Source organism: Pandoraea sp. NPDC090278, from assembly GCF_044772185.1.
Classification (GTDB): Bacteria; Pseudomonadota; Gammaproteobacteria; order Burkholderiales; family Burkholderiaceae; genus Pandoraea.
The window spans coordinates 425142-441560 of sequence record NZ_JBIVYJ010000001.1; the positions used below are offsets into that span (position 1 = coordinate 425142).

General features: G+C 62.9%; 12 protein-coding genes. 5 read left to right on the forward strand and 7 right to left on the reverse strand.

From position 1 onward, the window contains the following. Window positions 1-63 precede the first annotated feature (63 nt). The 5 genes from ACIQWO_RS01830 (at window position 64) to ACIQWO_RS01850 (ending at window position 8981) form a co-directional block, all read left to right on the forward strand. Window positions 64-519 (forward strand): MaoC family dehydratase, encoded by a 456-nt coding sequence (locus tag ACIQWO_RS01830; protein ID WP_402818457.1) that lies wholly within the window; start codon window positions 64-66, stop codon window positions 517-519. Between the two features lie 186 nt (window positions 520-705). Further along, window positions 706-1638: a hypothetical protein gene (locus ACIQWO_RS01835; protein ID WP_402818460.1), complete on the forward strand. Its 933-nt coding sequence runs from the start codon at window positions 706-708 to the stop codon at window positions 1636-1638. Between the two features lie 90 nt (window positions 1639-1728). Next, window positions 1729-6723, forward strand: a complete 4995-nt coding sequence (locus ACIQWO_RS01840) for a hypothetical protein (protein ID WP_402818463.1) — start codon at window positions 1729-1731, stop codon at window positions 6721-6723. 94 nt (window positions 6724-6817) lie between these two features. Further along, window positions 6818-7924: a hypothetical protein gene (locus tag ACIQWO_RS01845; protein ID WP_402818466.1), complete on the forward strand. Its 1107-nt coding sequence runs from the start codon at window positions 6818-6820 to the stop codon at window positions 7922-7924. Window positions 7925-8069: 145 nt separating this feature from the next. Continuing rightward, entirely contained in the window at window positions 8070-8981 is a 912-nt protein-coding gene (locus tag ACIQWO_RS01850) for a hypothetical protein (protein WP_402818469.1), read from the forward strand. A gap of 165 nt (window positions 8982-9146) precedes the next feature. On the opposite strand, the gene ACIQWO_RS01855 is transcribed toward ACIQWO_RS01850, so the two are convergent. The 7 genes from ACIQWO_RS01855 to ACIQWO_RS01885 all read right to left on the reverse strand — a co-directional run bounded on the left by ACIQWO_RS01855 (window position 9147) and on the right by ACIQWO_RS01885 (window position 16397). After that, a complete protein-coding gene (locus tag ACIQWO_RS01855; RefSeq protein WP_402818472.1) occupies window positions 9147-9482 on the reverse strand; it encodes a YegP family protein in 336 nt (111 codons plus the stop codon). Between the two features lie 206 nt (window positions 9483-9688). Then, complete coding sequence (locus tag ACIQWO_RS01860; protein ID WP_150664847.1) at window positions 9689-10381, reverse strand: glutathione binding-like protein; 693 nt, start codon at window positions 10379-10381, stop codon at window positions 9689-9691. A gap of 231 nt (window positions 10382-10612) precedes the next feature. After that, the gene (locus ACIQWO_RS01865) at window positions 10613-11842 is read right to left on the reverse strand and encodes an acyl-CoA dehydrogenase family protein (RefSeq protein ID WP_402818477.1); all 1230 of its coding nucleotides are present in this window, start codon (window positions 11840-11842) and stop codon (window positions 10613-10615) included. 51 nt (window positions 11843-11893) lie between these two features. Next, entirely contained in the window at window positions 11894-13012 is a 1119-nt protein-coding gene (locus ACIQWO_RS01870; RefSeq protein ID WP_402818480.1) for a phosphotransferase, read from the reverse strand. Window positions 13013-13149: 137 nt separating this feature from the next. After that, on the reverse strand, window positions 13150-13866 hold the full coding sequence (locus tag ACIQWO_RS01875) for a histidine phosphatase family protein (RefSeq protein WP_402821753.1): 717 nt from the start codon (window positions 13864-13866) through the stop codon (window positions 13150-13152). Between the two features lie 170 nt (window positions 13867-14036). Continuing rightward, window positions 14037-14816, reverse strand: coding sequence for an oxepin-CoA hydrolase, alternative type (locus tag ACIQWO_RS01880; protein ID WP_402818483.1), 780 nt, complete (start codon window positions 14814-14816; stop codon window positions 14037-14039). Between the two features lie 15 nt (window positions 14817-14831). Next, window positions 14832-16397, reverse strand: coding sequence for a 3-hydroxyacyl-CoA dehydrogenase (locus ACIQWO_RS01885; protein WP_402818486.1), 1566 nt, complete (start codon window positions 16395-16397; stop codon window positions 14832-14834). Window positions 16398-16419: the final 22 nt, after the last annotated feature.

Genomic DNA, 16419 nt, shown 5'->3' on the forward strand with positions numbered 1-16419 from the left:
CATCACAGGAATGGCCGAAATTGCTCGAATCCACTCGGACTATTCGTACAGCGGGAGGTTGGCATGGCAACGCTTGAGTACTACTTTGAGGACTTCGCAGTCGGTGACACCTTCGATCTCGGCGAATACACATTTACAGCCGACGAGATCGTCCAATTCGCGCGTCAGTTCGACCCGCAGCCCTTTCACGTCGACGAAGCCGCAGGACGCGAATCGCACTTCGGCGGGTTGGTCGCGAGCGGTTGGCATACGTGTAGCATCATGATGCGAATGAATGTCGACAAGTTGCTGTCGCGCTCGTCGAGCATGGGTTCGCCGGGGGTGGAGCAGATTGAATGGCTCAAACCGGTGCGTCCCGGCGACACGGTGACGGTCACGAGCAGCACGCTCGAAGTGCGTGCGTCGAAGAGCCGTCCGGATCGCGGCATCGTGCGTCAGTTGTGGACCGCAACGAATCAGCATGGCGAAGAAGTGTGTCGTTTTCGCGGGACCGGGCTGTATCTCAAACGTCCGGCCTGAGCGACGCAGCCAATCGGTGTGAATAAGCGGCGACCAAGTGTCGCCGCTTTTTTGTCTCTTCGATTTTCCCTCGCTCCGCCAGTGTCGATGGCCCGCAGCGCGGGCGTCGACTGTCAAGGTTGACAGGTGTGGCCAGCGAGTATGACGCCTAACATTCATTCCACACTTCTTGTGTCGGAGGTTGAGATGAATGCAAGCACCCGAGCGTCGGCCATAGAGACCTTCGAGCTGAAAATCACATCCGGCACCGAGCGTCTCTACAACAATGGGTTGAGTCAGGTAGGGATCGAGATCACGATCGAGTCCGATGTCGCGCTGACGCCAGAGGAAAGAGGTAGTCTGCGATTGGTCGATGCTGGCACACGTCAGTTGATTCCTGTGGTCACTGATTCGAACGTGCCGGTCACCGACGGCTGGGGTGCATCCACGAAGAAAAACGACTACGACTTTTGCCCGCCAGGGGCGGTGGGGCCAGAGCCGGTGGCGTCCGAGACGCTCCATCAGTACCTGCAGACAGCCGACTTTGCCAATACTCGCAAGTCCGTCGGGGCACGTATTACGGTGTCCAATATCGATGTGTACTCGATGGACAAGACGGGTGACAAGGGGATAGTCGACGTCGTGCCGGTGCAGTTTGAGCGGCCGGGTTTGGCTGCTTGGAAAGTGGAATGGGACAACCCGAACAGATTTGAAGTTGGCCCTAATATCAAGGTGACGATCTACCATCTTGGCATGGTCGATAACGGTCGGCGCTATGCAGTCCGCACCATCGATGTTGCGCCAGACAGCTGGGCAAGCACGTTCCGATGGTTGTCTCCCAACTCATCGACCGGCGCATTCTGCGGTTACGCGCCGCCCCCCGACGAGCAGACGCAGCAGCAGCGTTTCATCTACTCCCATACACAGCACATGGGAGATTACCGGCCCGACACCAACAATTACGCCCGCACCGACTGCGCGTCGGTGGCGTTCGTCTCACGCGTAGGTGGGCTCCCGTGGGCGGGGGCGGTCAACAACATGGGCTCCATTTACATCGTGCGCGACCAATACGGAACGACCCATCGTTTGCGCGTCAACATTCTGACGTCGCTCGACCAAATGGATCTGACGCAAGCCTGAGGACGTGGCGATGTCCGGTATTCCTGTGTGACAGGACCGGGCCTCACATTGCGATCCTCACCTCGCACTTGCAATCGCAAGGAGTCAGATATGGACGAGCCAGTACGTGAACGCTCTCAGGCGGACCACAACGCGCTGTATTCCGGGGCACAAAGTTTTCTGAGCTTCCTCGAAAAGGGCGTGGACCCGCGAACCGGTATATACACCGTTCGCGTTGCGTTGCCGCCCATGTCCATGAATGCGTTGGCCGGACCGGAACTGAAGCTCTCGCTCGGCTTTGATCCGTTGCAGAACGTCGACATCGGACTTGGTCGCGGCTGGAGCTGGGGCTTCTCGCAACTGCAACCCGCTGCCAAGCGTTTGCGCCTGTCGGACGGCGAGACGCACCTCGCGATCATGACGGATGCGAGCATCACGCTCCCCGACCAGAAGCTGCCCACCGCAATCGTAGAGAAGCAGGCTACGCGCGTGGTGGTGACCTATCGTTCGGGGCAACGCGAGATTCTGGAACCCTTCCAGCCGTCGGATCCGCTCACCCCCTGGGTGCCGGTGGAAATCGTGTCACCGCACGGTCGCTCGGTGTTCCTGACGTGGCAGGCGTTCGAGGGAGAACCGGCACTAGCGACGATGCGCGATCAAGACCGCGGAGAGTTGCTGCACGTGACACGCACGGGGCTGGCCGTTTCCATCACGGTGGCCGGGCCGGTACCGGTCGTCTACGAGATGACGCTCAGCGGCGACCTCGTGTCTTCGATCCGCCTCCCGCTCCCCGGTCAGCCCAGATGGGTCTTCGACTATGAACGTCTGACCGATGCCGATCTCGCGTTCCTCACCGAGGTGAGGTCGCCGACCGGAAGTGTGGAGCGGATGGCTTACAGAACGGACGGGCATCGCTTTCCGTCGCGCTCGAACGAAGCGCCGGGTACGCCACCGGCCCATCTTCCTTATGTGGTGCGCCATGAGATCGACCCGGGTGCCGATCAACCCTCGCGCGTGACGACGTACGCCTTCTCGACGAACAATTTCCTGGGTTATGGCGCGGGTGTCGACTGGGAAGATGCCGCCGACGCGCTTTACAAGGTCAGGACGGATTATCGCTATTGGTCGACCGAATCGCAGATCGACGAAACCGTCGCGCCACCGCAGGTGCTGGGCACGGTGTACCGCGAGTTCAACCGCTTTCACCTGCTCATGGAGGAACGGCGCGAAGAGGACGGCTGCGAGCAAACCACCTTGAATACCTATCACGACGTGACGGGCGCGCCCTATGACGAACAGCCTGCCATCGTGCAATTGCCGAAAGAGGAGATCGTGCGCTGGCGTCGCGACGGGGTGGCGCGTGACGAGATCACGACTCACCGGTATGACACGTGGGGCAACCCCATCGAGCTCGTTATGCCGGACCGTGTTAGTGAGCTGACCGAGTACTACGATCCTGCTGGCGAGGACGGATGCCCGCCCGACCCCGTGTGGAAGACGCCGCGCTCTGTGAAGTCGCGCACGATGGTGCCGGGTGAACCGACGCCCCGCGCCCCCGGCATGAAGCCGACAGCACTGGCGCCGACGCGGGTTCAGGAATATCGGTACGCGAGCTATCCGTCGCTCGTATCCGGTGCGGCCGATTTTCTGGCCGTGAGTGAGCAACGACAGTTGGCGGAGGGAGATGTTTTCGACGAGGTGACGTTCGCGTACATCAATGATCCGGCGTCGGCACTATTGCATGGGCGCGCACGCCAGCGAGTGCAGACCCTCGCCGCGAACACGACCACGACCGACTACACCTATGCGAAGGCGAACGATGAACTGGTGACAACGCGCAGGCAGCATACCGATTTCGACGACACCGACAGCACGACCATCACGCATACGTCGATTCACACCGGGCTGGACACCCTTGTGCAGGGCAACGACGCGATCGTCGTGACGCGATATGACGTGCTTGGCCGCGTGGTCGAGGAGTCGACGACGCCGACATCGGGAGATACCACCTACACTGCCACGTTGCGGCATGTCTATACGCTCATGGGCGAAACCGGTGGCGCGGTGTCGCAACAGACCACCCGCGATTCGGGCATCGTCGATACCGCCTACTTCGATGGCACCGGGTTGACCGTGCGTACCACACGAAGCGACCCCGACATCGCCGGAGGTGATGTGCTGGAGGTGATGCGGTACGAGTTCGATACGCGCGCACGCAAGATAAAAAGCACGACGACCGATCGCATCGAGGACGCGTCGCTGGTCACCACCATGCACTTCACCTACGACGGATGGGGACGTTGCTGCGCCGTGACGCGACCGGACGGTGTGATCGAACACGACGAGTGGAATGCCGTGACGCAAACGGAGAGACGTTGGCTCGAGGGCGGCGAGGAACGCTCTGGGGTCACAGCGCGTACGTACAACAGATTTGCCGAGATCGAAAAGGAAACACGCACCGATACGGCGCAAAGGTTGGTGAGTCAGTGGACCTTTGCCTACGACGGATTGGGCCGTCGCGTCAGTGCGGTCGACTCGTCACAAAGAGAGACGACGTACACCTACGACTTTGCGGACCGTACGAGTCACGTCGATCTCGGCAACGGTGATACGTTCGACTACGCCTACGTACCGCATTCGCTCGACAACAGCGCGACACAAGTGTGCGTGAACGGCACCGAGGTCGGGGCTCGCACGTTTGATGGTCAGATGCGCGTTACCGACCAGACGGTAGGGGGGCGCACCACCGTCTGGTCGTTCCAGCTCGATCGCAGGCATCCGACCGAACAGACCAACGCCGCCGGACAGTCGCTGACATTCACGCTCAATCCCTCGCTGACCGAGGTGCCTCGACAGCGTGTGGCGGGAACTGTGCAAACCGATTACGAGCATGACCCGAACACTGGGTTGCTCGTGGGGGCATCGCTTGCAGGAGCCACCTATGGTTGCGAGCGTTACGCAACCGGTTTTCCTCATATCGAAACGTGGACGGACGACGCGGGCGAGCGTCAGTCGACGTACGAATGGACGTTGCAGGGTCTGCCTGCCTCGTATAAGGATGCGGCGGGGAACATCCATCAATATCGCTACAACCTTTCCACCGGTCAGTTGATGGAGTACACCTGCGGCGATGTTGTTGTGGAATATTCGTGGAACCCGCTTGGCCGATTGTGCAAACAGACCGTGTGGCAGGCCGGTGTGTTACGTCTGACGACAACGCTCGGATACGACGACTTCGGTCGCGAGACGTCGCGTGAGACGATCGCGCCGGGGCGCGCTGCGCTCGTGCTGACTCAGGGGTACAACGCCCTCGATTTGCTGATCAATCGCACGCGTTCCGAGGGCGGCACGTTGCGATTGATGGAGGGGATGGCCTACGACAGGCGTGACCGGCTCGATGCCTACTATACCGATGGACCCGAAAGTCCTCCCGATCCACACGATCCTTCACGACGGATTTCGTTGCAGCAGTGGGCGCATGACGCGTTCGACAACGTGACCGAAATCCTGACGTGGCACGACGGCACGAGCACGCCCGCCACAGTCACATATCACTTCGATAACGACGACGATCCCACTCAGCTCACGGCGTTCGAGCGGCGCGGTTATGGCGCTGGGGATGGGCGTTTCACGCTCGGCTACGATGCGGCCGGTCGCGTGATCGACGACGGCTTGGGCAACACCTACACGTACAACGCGCAGGACCAGATGATGTCTGCCCAGCGTGGTGGAGAGGCAAAGACCGAGTACGGCTACAACCCGCTCGATGAGCAGGCGGTCGTCGTGCAGGCGGGGCGGCCGACGCGTCGACGGACCTTCCGTCGCAACCGGTTGGCCGTGGAAGTGGAGGGCACGATCACCCGCAGTTATCTCGATGGCACCGGGGGCACGCTGGACTCCGCGGGACAGTTTCTCGCGTACGCCACCGATGCCAAGTCGAGCGTTCTCGAAGTGCATTCGGGCAGCGACGCGACGCGGGGCATTACATACTCCCCAAGCGGGTATCGCCGTGCAGACGTGCAGGATAGCGTTCCCGGTCAGGATGGCGAGCTTGTCGATCCGGCGACACAAGGCCTCTGGCTGGGCAATGCACGATTGTATTCCCCGGTGCTGTGTCGCTTTCTTGTGCCCGACACCTATGTTCCGTTCGATGGCGGTGGCTTTAACGCCTATGCGCGTCTTGATCCGCTCAACTCGATCGATCCGTCGGGACACATCCCGTCATGGCTGGGCGGGCTTATCACGGCGGTGACCGCCGTGATAGGCATCCTGGCCACGGTGTATTCGGCGGGGCTGTTAGCGCCGGTAAGCGGTGCAATGGTAACAACGACGGCGGGAGCGGTGTCGGGAGGCGTCGCTGTGGCGACGGGAACATCGGCGGCAACTGTGGCGACATCGGGCATTTCGATCGCCAGCATATCCGCGAACTTCGCCGCGCTGGGCACGGTGGGGCAGGCGTCGTTCGTCAGCACCGTAAGCATCAATGCAGCGGTTTTCGTAACCGCCACGGGGAGCGCGATTGCGGCGGCCGGAGGGGATGACGATCTTGCGGCCGGATTTGGCATCGCCGCCAGCGTACTCGGTGCTATCGACATTGCGTCGGGTTTCGGGTTTGCCGTCGCTAATGCACGCATTGCGGCGCGTGCGATGAATGCTGGCATGGAGGGCGCACGAGGCAGCTTGACGAGACCCGATTCGATGCTGGACCTTGCTGGAAGCGGGCGGAATACGCCGATAGGTGGTCCTGGCGGCACGGCGGCAAGGGGGTCTCGCAGCGTACGAAGCTCTTCGCCTGGCGGTCGCCCGCCTTCCGGTTTGAGTGTGATTAGCGAGGTCCGTAGCGACGTGTCGTTCGGCAGTGGTTCGGTCGTATCGAGCGGGCGATCCTCGATGTCGCCCCCGCCAATATTCAACGCATCCAACTCCTTCATGACGGCCCGGTCTGCGGGTCATTTTGTGGGGCCATTAGTCCGCTCACAGTCGGGGTCCCGGCCTGATTCCGGGGCGAGCGGGAGAAACTCGCAAGCGAGAAGCGTGCGTTCCCGCTCGTCTGACCGTCCACTGTCTGTGCGGCGAGCTGATTCGGTGGAAGAGACTCGGTTGTGAGCTCAAGCGTGCCAACGGCAAACAGCCCAGTTCGTGCACCCCACGCGCGTTACGCCCTTTCCAATCGCGGCAATCGGGATAGCGAGGTATTGAAATGAAGATCGACCATCACCGGACGGCGCCCGATGCAGCGCTACCGTACCTTGCATTTCGCGTCGATGTCGAGGTCGAAGCGAACGGCGTCACCGACGAGTATCTGGCACATCACGGTGACGCGTTGCCTGCAGATACGCAGATGTTCCCGCCGTTTTCCGCGTCTGGCGACATGTTGTTCTGCACGATCAATGGCGTCGACATCGTGTCGATGACACGCCCCCTGACTGCCGACGACGTCGGGAAAGCGATCGTCGTCAATTTCCCGGGCGAGGTCCTGCGAGCGCTGGCACCGGGCGAGTATGTGTTCACGTATCGATGTGAGCGTCCGAACGGCGAGGTCATCGGTGTGTCAGCGGACAAGTCGATCCTTGTTGATCTCACGCCGACGCTCACGCTTTTAGCCCCGCAAGTCGAAAACGGGCTCGACGGTTTCCTGAACCCGATGCTCGCGCTGCAAGGTGCCCGGGTGCAGGTGCGCTATCAGGGTATGCAGGCGGGCCACCGGGTACAAGTTCGCTGGCATGGCACGGTTGGCGACGGCACGATCGAGACGGCTTTCGAGACGGTCCCCGAGCCCGTGCCCGAATTCCTTTCGTTCGACATTGCCCCGGCGGTGATTGCGGCCAATGTCGGCTTGTCGTCGAACGTGAGCTACGTGGTGTCGCGCTCGGGTGGCGATCAGACGAGTCCGGTGCTGTCGCTGAGTGTGCTGCCGTTCAAGCCGACCGACATGCGGGTGCCGCAATTGCCGGATCTCGCGGGCAGCGATCGCATCGAGCCCGACAAGCTGCCGAACGGTGCCCAGGTGCAGCTTCAGCCCTGGTACCTCGCCTTCGAGCGTCAGCAGTTATGGCTTTGGTGCGAGGGTGAACACGAGGATCGGCCTGGCCAGACGTACCAGTATTTCCTCAAGGACGGACATCGCGTCACGGCGATGGAGGCGCAGACGGGCTTCGACGAACGCATTCCGGCATCGTGGCTCGCGCCACTGGCCCACGGCTCGCGCCTGAGCATCAACTATCAGGTCGGATTCCACGATCAGGGGCGACAGGACGGATGGCGTGTGTCGTTCGAGGTGATCAACCCGGCACGCAAGACGATGTGATGTTGCGAGCAGGGAGATCTTGAAGGGATTGGGTCAAGGACGGAGGTGTGTGATGCGAGGAATCCAAAACAAGCGTTGGCCTCGGATTTTGCGGGCCGTTTCGATGTTTGTGGTGGGCGCGTGGTTGTTGACGGCGTACCAGGGCGTGGCGATTGCGGCCGACTCGGCGTCGGGGGCCGTGACCGGTGCAATCACCGGCGCGGCGGCGACGTCGGAGGTTGCGGCGGTGCCGCAGCACGACCATGCCTTACCCAAGATCACGATGTGGCAGAAGAACGCCGACAAGCCGTGCTCGTTCAGCTTGTACGACGGAGAAAAGATCAATTTCAAGGACAGTTCGTCGTGTCCGAACGACGAGCACTACTTCTTCAGCATCCTGGGGGCGCATGAAGGGATGTGGCTAGAGATTCAGAACAACCCGGATTGCGGCAACAACGAGTCGTACGCGTTCTACAAGGTGTCGTTTCAGGACCAGCAGACCGGCGACATCGGCAAGACCGAAGTGCAGCTCTCGCAGCAAAAGGATGTGGGCACGCGTCTGCTCGATGGCGAAGGCAAGCCCTACCTGCTGGCAGACGGTTGGCGCGGCAGCAGCAACTTGCAGGGCGCGGTGTCGTGCGTGAAGGTGGGGCAGCTACTGCCCGACGGGCCGTTCCGGTATCGCTCGAAGACGATTCCGGACAAATGTGTGCTCAACGGATCCCTCACCAACTTTTTGACGGTGCACCTGGGCAATTGCGATGACCCGACAGCAGCCTTCTACAGCACGCTTTCCTCAGGCACACCGATAATCTATGCGGCGTGGATTCCGCGTACCAAGACGTTCACTCCGGCACTTGGTCTGGATGCGCAGTTTAGTGATGTGTTGCGTGTGCGAGTCACGCCGGACAGGCAGGTCAGGCCGCTTGAATTCGGCAGTGATGGGCGCTTCCGATACCAAATCAACTGCGTGTTTGCCCACGCCCCGGCTTCGCTTTTCACGCGAGATTGTTCAGGTTCAGTTCCAGATGACGAAGTGTTTATCCGGGAGCGGGTGCCCTTGCGTGACACCCAATGACACGGCATCCGATCGTCGATGCATCTGACAGCGCGCGTGACGAGGCGATATTCACCAAGGAGTGATGGGGACGAGGGGCGTCATGATCGGGCCGACGTGGCGTGACGACGTGACAATGTGATGCCCCTCGCACTTACGCGTCACGCAGGTTTGGCGCACAAATCGTCAATGCGACAAATCGCTCACCGACGCCGCTGGCGCATCTCGCTTGACCTGGGAAATCCCGTCCTCCATTTGCTCGGCGGTCGAGAACATCTGGCTCTGGCCGATGATCTCGCCGTTGCGCGCCTTGAGCACGAAGTAAGGGCGCCCGGAAGTCGACGTCTTACGCTCGAACCGGTGATCTTCGGCGGAATTCTTGCGAACGGACTCGATGCCGTTCTGCGCAGACGCGCGCGCCTTGTACGTCTCGGAGGAAAGGATGGTATGCCCGCTGTCGCCCAGCAGATGAAAGTGGAATTCACCATTGGGGCTGCGCTTGAGTTCGAACTTGCCTGACATTTGTGGATCTCCCGGATCTTCCAATGGCCAGCGGCGAGGGACTGCGAACTGCAAGTGACGACGACAGAGTGTCGCGTCGAAGAATGCGCCTAGATTAGCACCGCCAGCGCTTTGGCGAAACCGCACTTTGTTTCGAAGTGTAAACCACTTTGAGTGACGGTCCGCCGAACGGCCCGGGACGCCGCCGTTCGACGGTTATTCAGCGCTCAGCGGCGCGCGTATTGCGTCGCGCCGAACAGCATTTCGCGGGCTTTGTCGTCCTGAAGCGGCTTGCGGGCGTCTGCAAGCACCTTGATACCGCGTTGCACAGCCGGGCGCGCTTCAATGGCTTCGAACCACTTCTGCACGTTCGGGAAGTCCGACAACTCCACGCCTTGATTCTTCCACGAGCGCAGCCACGGCCAGATGGCGATGTCCGCCACGGTGTACATGTCGCCCGCGACGTACGGATGATCGCCAAGACGCTTGTCGAGCACGCCGTACAGACGTCGCGCTTCGTTGGTGTAGCGCTTGATCGCATAGTCGATCTTCTCGGGCGCATAGATCCGGAAGTGGTGCGCCTGACCGAGCATCGGCCCCACGCCGCCCATCTGGAACATCAGCCATTCGAGCGTTTCGTATTTACCGCGCACGTCCTCCGGCAGGAAACGGCCGGTCTTGCCCGCGAGGTACAGCAGGATGGCGCCGGATTCGAACAGGGAGATCGGCTTGCCGTCCGGGCCGTCCTCGTCGACGATGGCCGGGATCTTGTTGTTAGGCGAGATGGCGAGAAATGCGTCCTTGAACTGGTCGCCCGCACCGATATCGACGGCGTGTGCGTGATAAGCCAGCCCGCATTCTTCGAGCATGATGTGGACTTTGTGGCCGTTGGGCGTGGCCCAGGAGTAGACCTGAATCAATTGCGGCTCCTCAGGGAGGCGTCGAGCGACGCCGGCGGATCACGTCGTGCGTGGGTCGCTCAGGCGGCTCCGGAGGCACGGTGATGGCGCAAATGGCAAACGGGCCGGGAGGGCGGCATCGTCCCCCCGGGGAAAACTGCCGGGAAATTACACCACAGAACGTTTTTCCCTGCCGGACGCCCGCTCAGCGGTGTCCGGCGGGCCTCGCCCGGTGCAACCGGGCGGTCGCCGTCACTCGGCGGCGATGTCCAGATACTTCGCCAGTTCCAACTTAGCGATGGCGTTGCGATGGACTTCGTCGGGGCCGTCCGCAAAACGCAGCGTGCGGGCGCTGGCGTACGCATACGCGAGCGGAAAATCGCCGGAAAGCCCGGCCGCCCCGTGGGCCTGAATCGCCCAGTCGATGACCTGACACGCCATGTTCGGTGCGACGACCTTGATCATCGCGATTTCCGCGCGCGCGGCCTTGTTGCCGACCGTGTCCATCATGTAGGCCGCCTTGAGCGTGAGCAGACGGGCCTGTTCGATCAGGCATCGCGCCTCGCCGATGCGCTCACGCGTGACGCCCTGCGCCGCAATCGGTTTGCCGAACGCCACACGCGACAGTGTGCGCTGACACATCAGCGACAGGGCACGCTCCGCCAGTCCGATGAGTCGCATGCAGTGGTGGATGCGGCCCGGGCCGAGACGTCCCTGTGCGATCTCGAAGCCGCGCCCTTCGCCGAGCAGCAGACTGCTTGCGGGGACGCGCACGTCGTCGAGCACGATCTCCATGTGGCCATGCGGTGCGTCGTCGTAACCGAAGACCGTGAGCGGACGCACGCGCGAGACGCCTTTCGCGTCGGCCGGGATCAGGATCATCGACTGCTGGGCGTGTTTCGGGGCGTCGGGGTCGGTCTTGCCCATCACGATGTAGAGCGCGCAGCGCGGATCGCCTGCACCGGTCGACCACCACTTGCGGCCGTTGACGACATAGTCGTCACCGTCGCGACGGATACGGCATTGCACGTTGGTGGCGTCGCTCGATGCGACGTCCGGCTCAGTCATCAGAAACGCCGAACGGATGTCGCCGCGCAGCAGCGGCTCCAGCCATTGCGCCTTTTGCGCGTCGGTGGCGTAGCGCTCGAGCGTCTCCATGTTGCCGGTGTCGGGCGCATTGCAGTTGAAGACCTCCGGGGCCCAGGGCACCTGTCCCATGATCTCGCACAACGGCGCGTATTCGACGTTGGTCAGGCCCGCGCCACGCCCGGAGTCGGGCAGAAACAGGTTCCACAGTCCGGCTTGCTGCGCGAGCGGCTTGAGACGTTCGATGACTTGCGAGGGCTGCCATGCATCACCGTTACGACGGGCGATCTCGATCTCTTCGAGATAACGCTGCTCGTTCGGGAAGATGTGCTCGTCGAAGAACGATGAAAGACGCGAGCGCAACGCGTCGACTTTCGGGCTGTAGCTGAAGTTCATGAGGTCTCCGTGCGGTGACTGTCTGCTGAGTCGGGGCGCGTCGGCGCGGGGTCAGGCATCGCGCGAGCGCGTCGCGTCCGTTGCGCGCTGCGCATACGTCCAGGCGAGCTCTGCCATCGGGCGAGCCCGTTTGCCTGCGTCGAGCGCCTGTTGGCTGGCGGCCGTGCCGTCGCTCACGCGCTTCATGATCCCTTGCAGAATCGCGGCGATGCGGAACATGTTGTACGCGAGATAGAAGTGCCATTGCGCAGGCGGAACGATGCCCGTGCGCTCGCTGTATCGACGGATGTAGACGTCTTCATCCGGAATGCCGAGCGCTTTCCGGTCGAGCCCGGCGATGCCGCGAAACACCCCGGGGCTCACGTGCCAAGCCATGCAGTGATAGCTGAAGTCCGCAATCGGGTCGCCCAGCGTCGACAGTTCCCAGTCGAGGACGGCGAGCACGCGCGGCTCGCATGGATGGAAGATCAGGTTGTCGAGACGGAAGTCGCCGTGGACGATGGTCGTGCGTTCGGGCGCGTCCGGCGTGCTGACCGGCAGATGGGCGGGCAGCCACTCGATGAGCCGGTCCATCGCGTCGATGGGTTCCGTCTCCGACGCACGGTACTGTTTGCTCCAGCGCGCGATCTGACGCGCGATGTAGTCCCCCGGCTTGCCATACGATTCGAGACCGGCGGCGCGGTAATCGACACGATGCAGCGCTGCGATGACGCGATTCATTTCGTCGTAGATCTCACCGCGCTGCGTCGCCGTCATGCCCGGCAACGACGGATCCCACAGCACGCGCCCGTCCACGAAATCCATGACGTAGAACGCCAGTCCGATCACGCTTTCGTCCTCGCACAGACCCCGCATGCGGGCCACAGGGACGTCGGTCCCGGCGAGTGCATCCATCACGCGGTATTCGCGTTCGATGGCGTGCGCTGAGGGGAGAAGCTTCGCCGCAGGGGCCGGTTTGGTGCGCAGCACGTAAGCGGCTGACGGCGTGGTGAGACGGTAGGTGGGGTTGGACTGGCCGCCGTTGAACTGCGTGAGCGTCAGCGGCCCGGAGAAGCCCTCGACGTTAGCGGTCAGCCAGCGCTCCAGCGCGGCGGTGTCGAACGGCGCGCGACTGCCCAGCGCCCGTTCGCCTGCGAATGCGGAAAAGTCCTGTACAAGCTCCTCGGCCATGCTGTCTCCTGCATTTCCGGTGCTGCGTTGATCGAGACTGATTCGTGAGTTCGGCTTTTTGCTGTTGTACGGCGACGTTCGATAAAACGTGATGGGCCGGGGAGATCCCGGCCCGGTATGACGGTGACGCGTGTCGTTTAGCTGCGTTGGCGCGTACGGACGAACGACGCGAAAATCTTCTCCATGACGGTGAGCCGGTTATCGCGATGCAGCGGCTGCGGCGGGGCATAGTTCATCAGACGCACCACCCAGTCCTGCGGTTTGTCGCCGACGTCGAGCGCATTGATGCACGCGGGCGTCTGGGCGAGTTGACCGAGGAAGAGGCGTCCAAGCGGATGCAGGGCATGCGACAGAATCGCGCGATTCACGCCGCCGTGCAACACCAGCAGTACGGTGTCCCACGACTTATCTTCGCGCAGCTCCGCAAGCGGCGGTACGACGCGATCGAGCAGTTCTCGCACCGATTCGCCGTTCATGAAGCGTGTGTCTTCCGGCACCAGACCGTCGAACGCGCTGAGAAACGCTTGTGCCAGTTCGGCGGGCGGCAGGTCGGAGATCTTGCCCGCACGAATTTCCTGCCAGCACGGCCACGTCTCGATTTCGATGTCCTGCCCCGTTTCTGCGAGCACACGCTCGGCGGTCTCGCGCGTACGCGGCAGGCCGCTCACGATGACCCGGTCGAAGCGGATGCTCTCGGCCGCGAAGGCGCGTCCGGCGGCGCTGGCCTGCGTGCGTCCCAGTTCGTTGAGCGGGACGGTGTCGGCATCGATCGGGTGGCCGCTGTCGTCGAAATACGTGACGTCGCCGTGACGCATCAGATAGATGCGGCGGCGTGACGACGGCGTGAAGGTCAGCGGACCGGTCTGGGCACCGAGTTGGCCGAGTGAGCTCATGCGAGGGTTCTCCTGAACGAATGCGGGCAGCGGACTAGCAGGCTAGCGAGCCTTGGTGGCCAGGTGCTGCGGCAGGGCATAGAGAGGGGCGCACGCCGATGGTTCGGGTACGCCCTCTGCGGGTACGCGTTTCAGGGGTATTTTGCCGGACGTTTTTCAAGGAAGGCACTGATTCCTTCCAGACCGTCGGCATGGTGCAGCGAGGCGACGAAATTGTCGCGCTCGGCACCGAGTTGCGAGGTCAGCGTCTCGCTGGCACCGCTGTCGATGAGCGACTTGATGCGGCCGACGGCGTTCGGCGACAGTTGCGCCAGATCCGTCGCCCAGTTCAGCGCTTCGGCGCGGGCTTGTCCGGGGGCGACGACCCGGTTGACGAGTCCTGCGGTGGCGAGTCGCGCGGCCGACACCGGCTTGCCTTCGAGCAGGATCTCGGTGGCCAGCGGTCGGGGCAGGGCCTGCGAGAGGAACCACGAACCGCCACCGTCGGGCGTGAGACCGACTTTGACATACGCCATCACGAACTTGGCGTTGTCGGCGGCGACGAGCAGATCGCAGGCGAGCGCGAGCGAGAAGCCCGCCCCGGCGGCCGCGCCTTCGACGGCGGCGATGATCGGCTTCGGGCACGCACGCAGCGCCTCGATCCATTCGGCCAGCGCGTCGATGCTGGCGGCCTGCACCGACGGGTCCTTCTGACGATTGTCCAGCAGGCGGTTCAGATTCCCGCCAGCGCAGAAGAAGTTGTCGGCCCCTGTGATCACGACGGCGCGTACGGATGCGTCGCGCTCGGCCGTAGCCAGCGCCTCGACACCGGCGGCGTACATGTCCGGATGCAAGGCGTTACGTGCGCCGGGATTGGACAGCGTCAGCACCAGCGTCTGGTCGACGCGTTCGGCGAGCAGTTCAGCAGCCATGAGTCGGTCTCCGGATCACGCTTCTTCGGTGAGCAGCGACACGCCGAGTTGCGCGCGACGCGTAAGCCACGGCGACGGACGATAACGCTGGTCGCCGTAGAACGATTGCAGATTACGCAGGACGGTGAGCAACTGGCGTGCGCCGACGGCGTCGCCCAGTGCAAGCGGCCCCTTGGCGTAACCGAGCCCCAGCGTGACGGCGCGGTCGATGTCGCCCGGCGTCGCGATGCGTTGCTGCGCGATATCGGCACCGATGTTCACGATGGTGGCGATCACGCGTTGTGCGACGAACCCGGCCGAATCGCGGATCACCGTCACCGGCGTGCCGCCGTGGGCGAACAACGCGTGGGCGGCGTTGCGTGCGTCGGCCGTCGTCACGGGCGTAGTCATCAGCGTGTGACGCTTCGCGCCCGCGAGCGGCAGGAGCGTGTCGATGGCGACGGTGCGCGTCGCGTCCAGACCCTGTTCGACGGCGCACGTCGTGGCGTCGAAGCCGAGCGGCGTGACGACGATCAGGGCCGTCTCAGACGGCTTCTCGCCGTTCTCGATGGTGACCCCTGTCGCACCCAGCAGCTCGACGACCGCCGCAAAGCCGCGCGTATCCGCACGGCTCACCCAGACGCTTGCGGGCAGCGCATCCGGCGCGGGCGCTTCGGGCGGCACCTGCTGCTTGCCGTCGACATAGCGATAGAAGCCTTCGCCGACCTTGCGGCCGAGCAGTCCGCCCGCGAAGCGCACGGCGGTGATCGGCGACGGACGGAAGCGGGCTTCTTCGTAAAACTGGTGATAGATCGACTCCATCACGGGGTGCGAGACATCGAGCGCCGTGAGGTCGAGGAGTTCGAACGTGCCGAGGCGGAAGCCTGCCTGCTCGCGCAAGATGCGGTCGATGTCTGCAAAACTCGCCACGCCTTCGCTCGCGACACGCAGGCCTTCGGTGTTCATGCCGCGCCCGGCGTGGTTGACGATGAAGCCCGGCATGTCCTTGCAACGCACGGCCGTGTGGCCCATGCGCTGGCCGAGGGCGAGCAGGGCGTCGCCGACTTCCGGTGCGGTGCGCAGGCCGTCGATGACTTCGACCACCTTCATGAGCGGCACCGGGTTGAAGAAGTGATAGCCCGCCACGCGTTCGGGACGCTCGCACGCCGCCGCAATCGCCGTAATCGACAGCGACGACGTGTTGGACGCCAGAATCGCGTCGGCGGCAACGATGCCTTCGAGCGCGCGGAAGAGGTCGCGCTTGATCTCGATTTTTTCGATGATTGCCTCGACGACGAGTTGGCAGTCCGCCAGATCCTCCAGCGCGTTGCACGCGTGCAGGCGTCCCATCGTCGCTTCAACGCTCGCTGCGTCGATCTTGCCCTTGGAGGCGAGCTTGTCCAGCGTGTCGCGCAGGGCACCCAGTGCGGCTTGTACGGCGGCGGCGTTGGTGTCGTACAGCTTGACCTTCAGACCGGCTTGCGCGGCGATCTGAGCGATGCCACGCCCCATGGCGCCGGCACCGACGATGCCCAGAACGTCGATGGCTTTGCTGGCAGCGGCCGCCACGTTAGACGAGGAAGACGAGGGGGATGCAGTCATTCGGAGTGTCTCGAAGTTGGTG

Coding starts and splice junctions, on each gene's coding strand:
- ACIQWO_RS01830 (WP_402818457.1), top strand. CDS start 64: ATGGCAACGCTTGAGTACTACTTTGAGGACTTCGCAGTCGGTGACACC.
- ACIQWO_RS01835 (WP_402818460.1), top strand. CDS start 706: ATGAATGCAAGCACCCGAGCGTCGGCCATAGAGACCTTCGAGCTGAAA.
- ACIQWO_RS01840 (WP_402818463.1), top strand. CDS start 1,729: ATGGACGAGCCAGTACGTGAACGCTCTCAGGCGGACCACAACGCGCTG.
- ACIQWO_RS01845 (WP_402818466.1), top strand. CDS start 6,818: ATGAAGATCGACCATCACCGGACGGCGCCCGATGCAGCGCTACCGTAC.
- ACIQWO_RS01855 (WP_402818472.1), bottom strand. CDS start 9,482: ATGTCAGGCAAGTTCGAACTCAAGCGCAGCCCCAATGGTGAATTCCAC.
- ACIQWO_RS01865 (WP_402818477.1), bottom strand. CDS start 11,842: ATGAACTTCAGCTACAGCCCGAAAGTCGACGCGTTGCGCTCGCGTCTT.
- ACIQWO_RS01870 (WP_402818480.1), bottom strand. CDS start 13,012: ATGGCCGAGGAGCTTGTACAGGACTTTTCCGCATTCGCAGGCGAACGG.
- ACIQWO_RS01880 (WP_402818483.1), bottom strand. CDS start 14,816: ATGGCTGCTGAACTGCTCGCCGAACGCGTCGACCAGACGCTGGTGCTG.
- ACIQWO_RS01885 (WP_402818486.1), bottom strand. CDS start 16,397: ATGACTGCATCCCCCTCGTCTTCCTCGTCTAACGTGGCGGCCGCTGCC.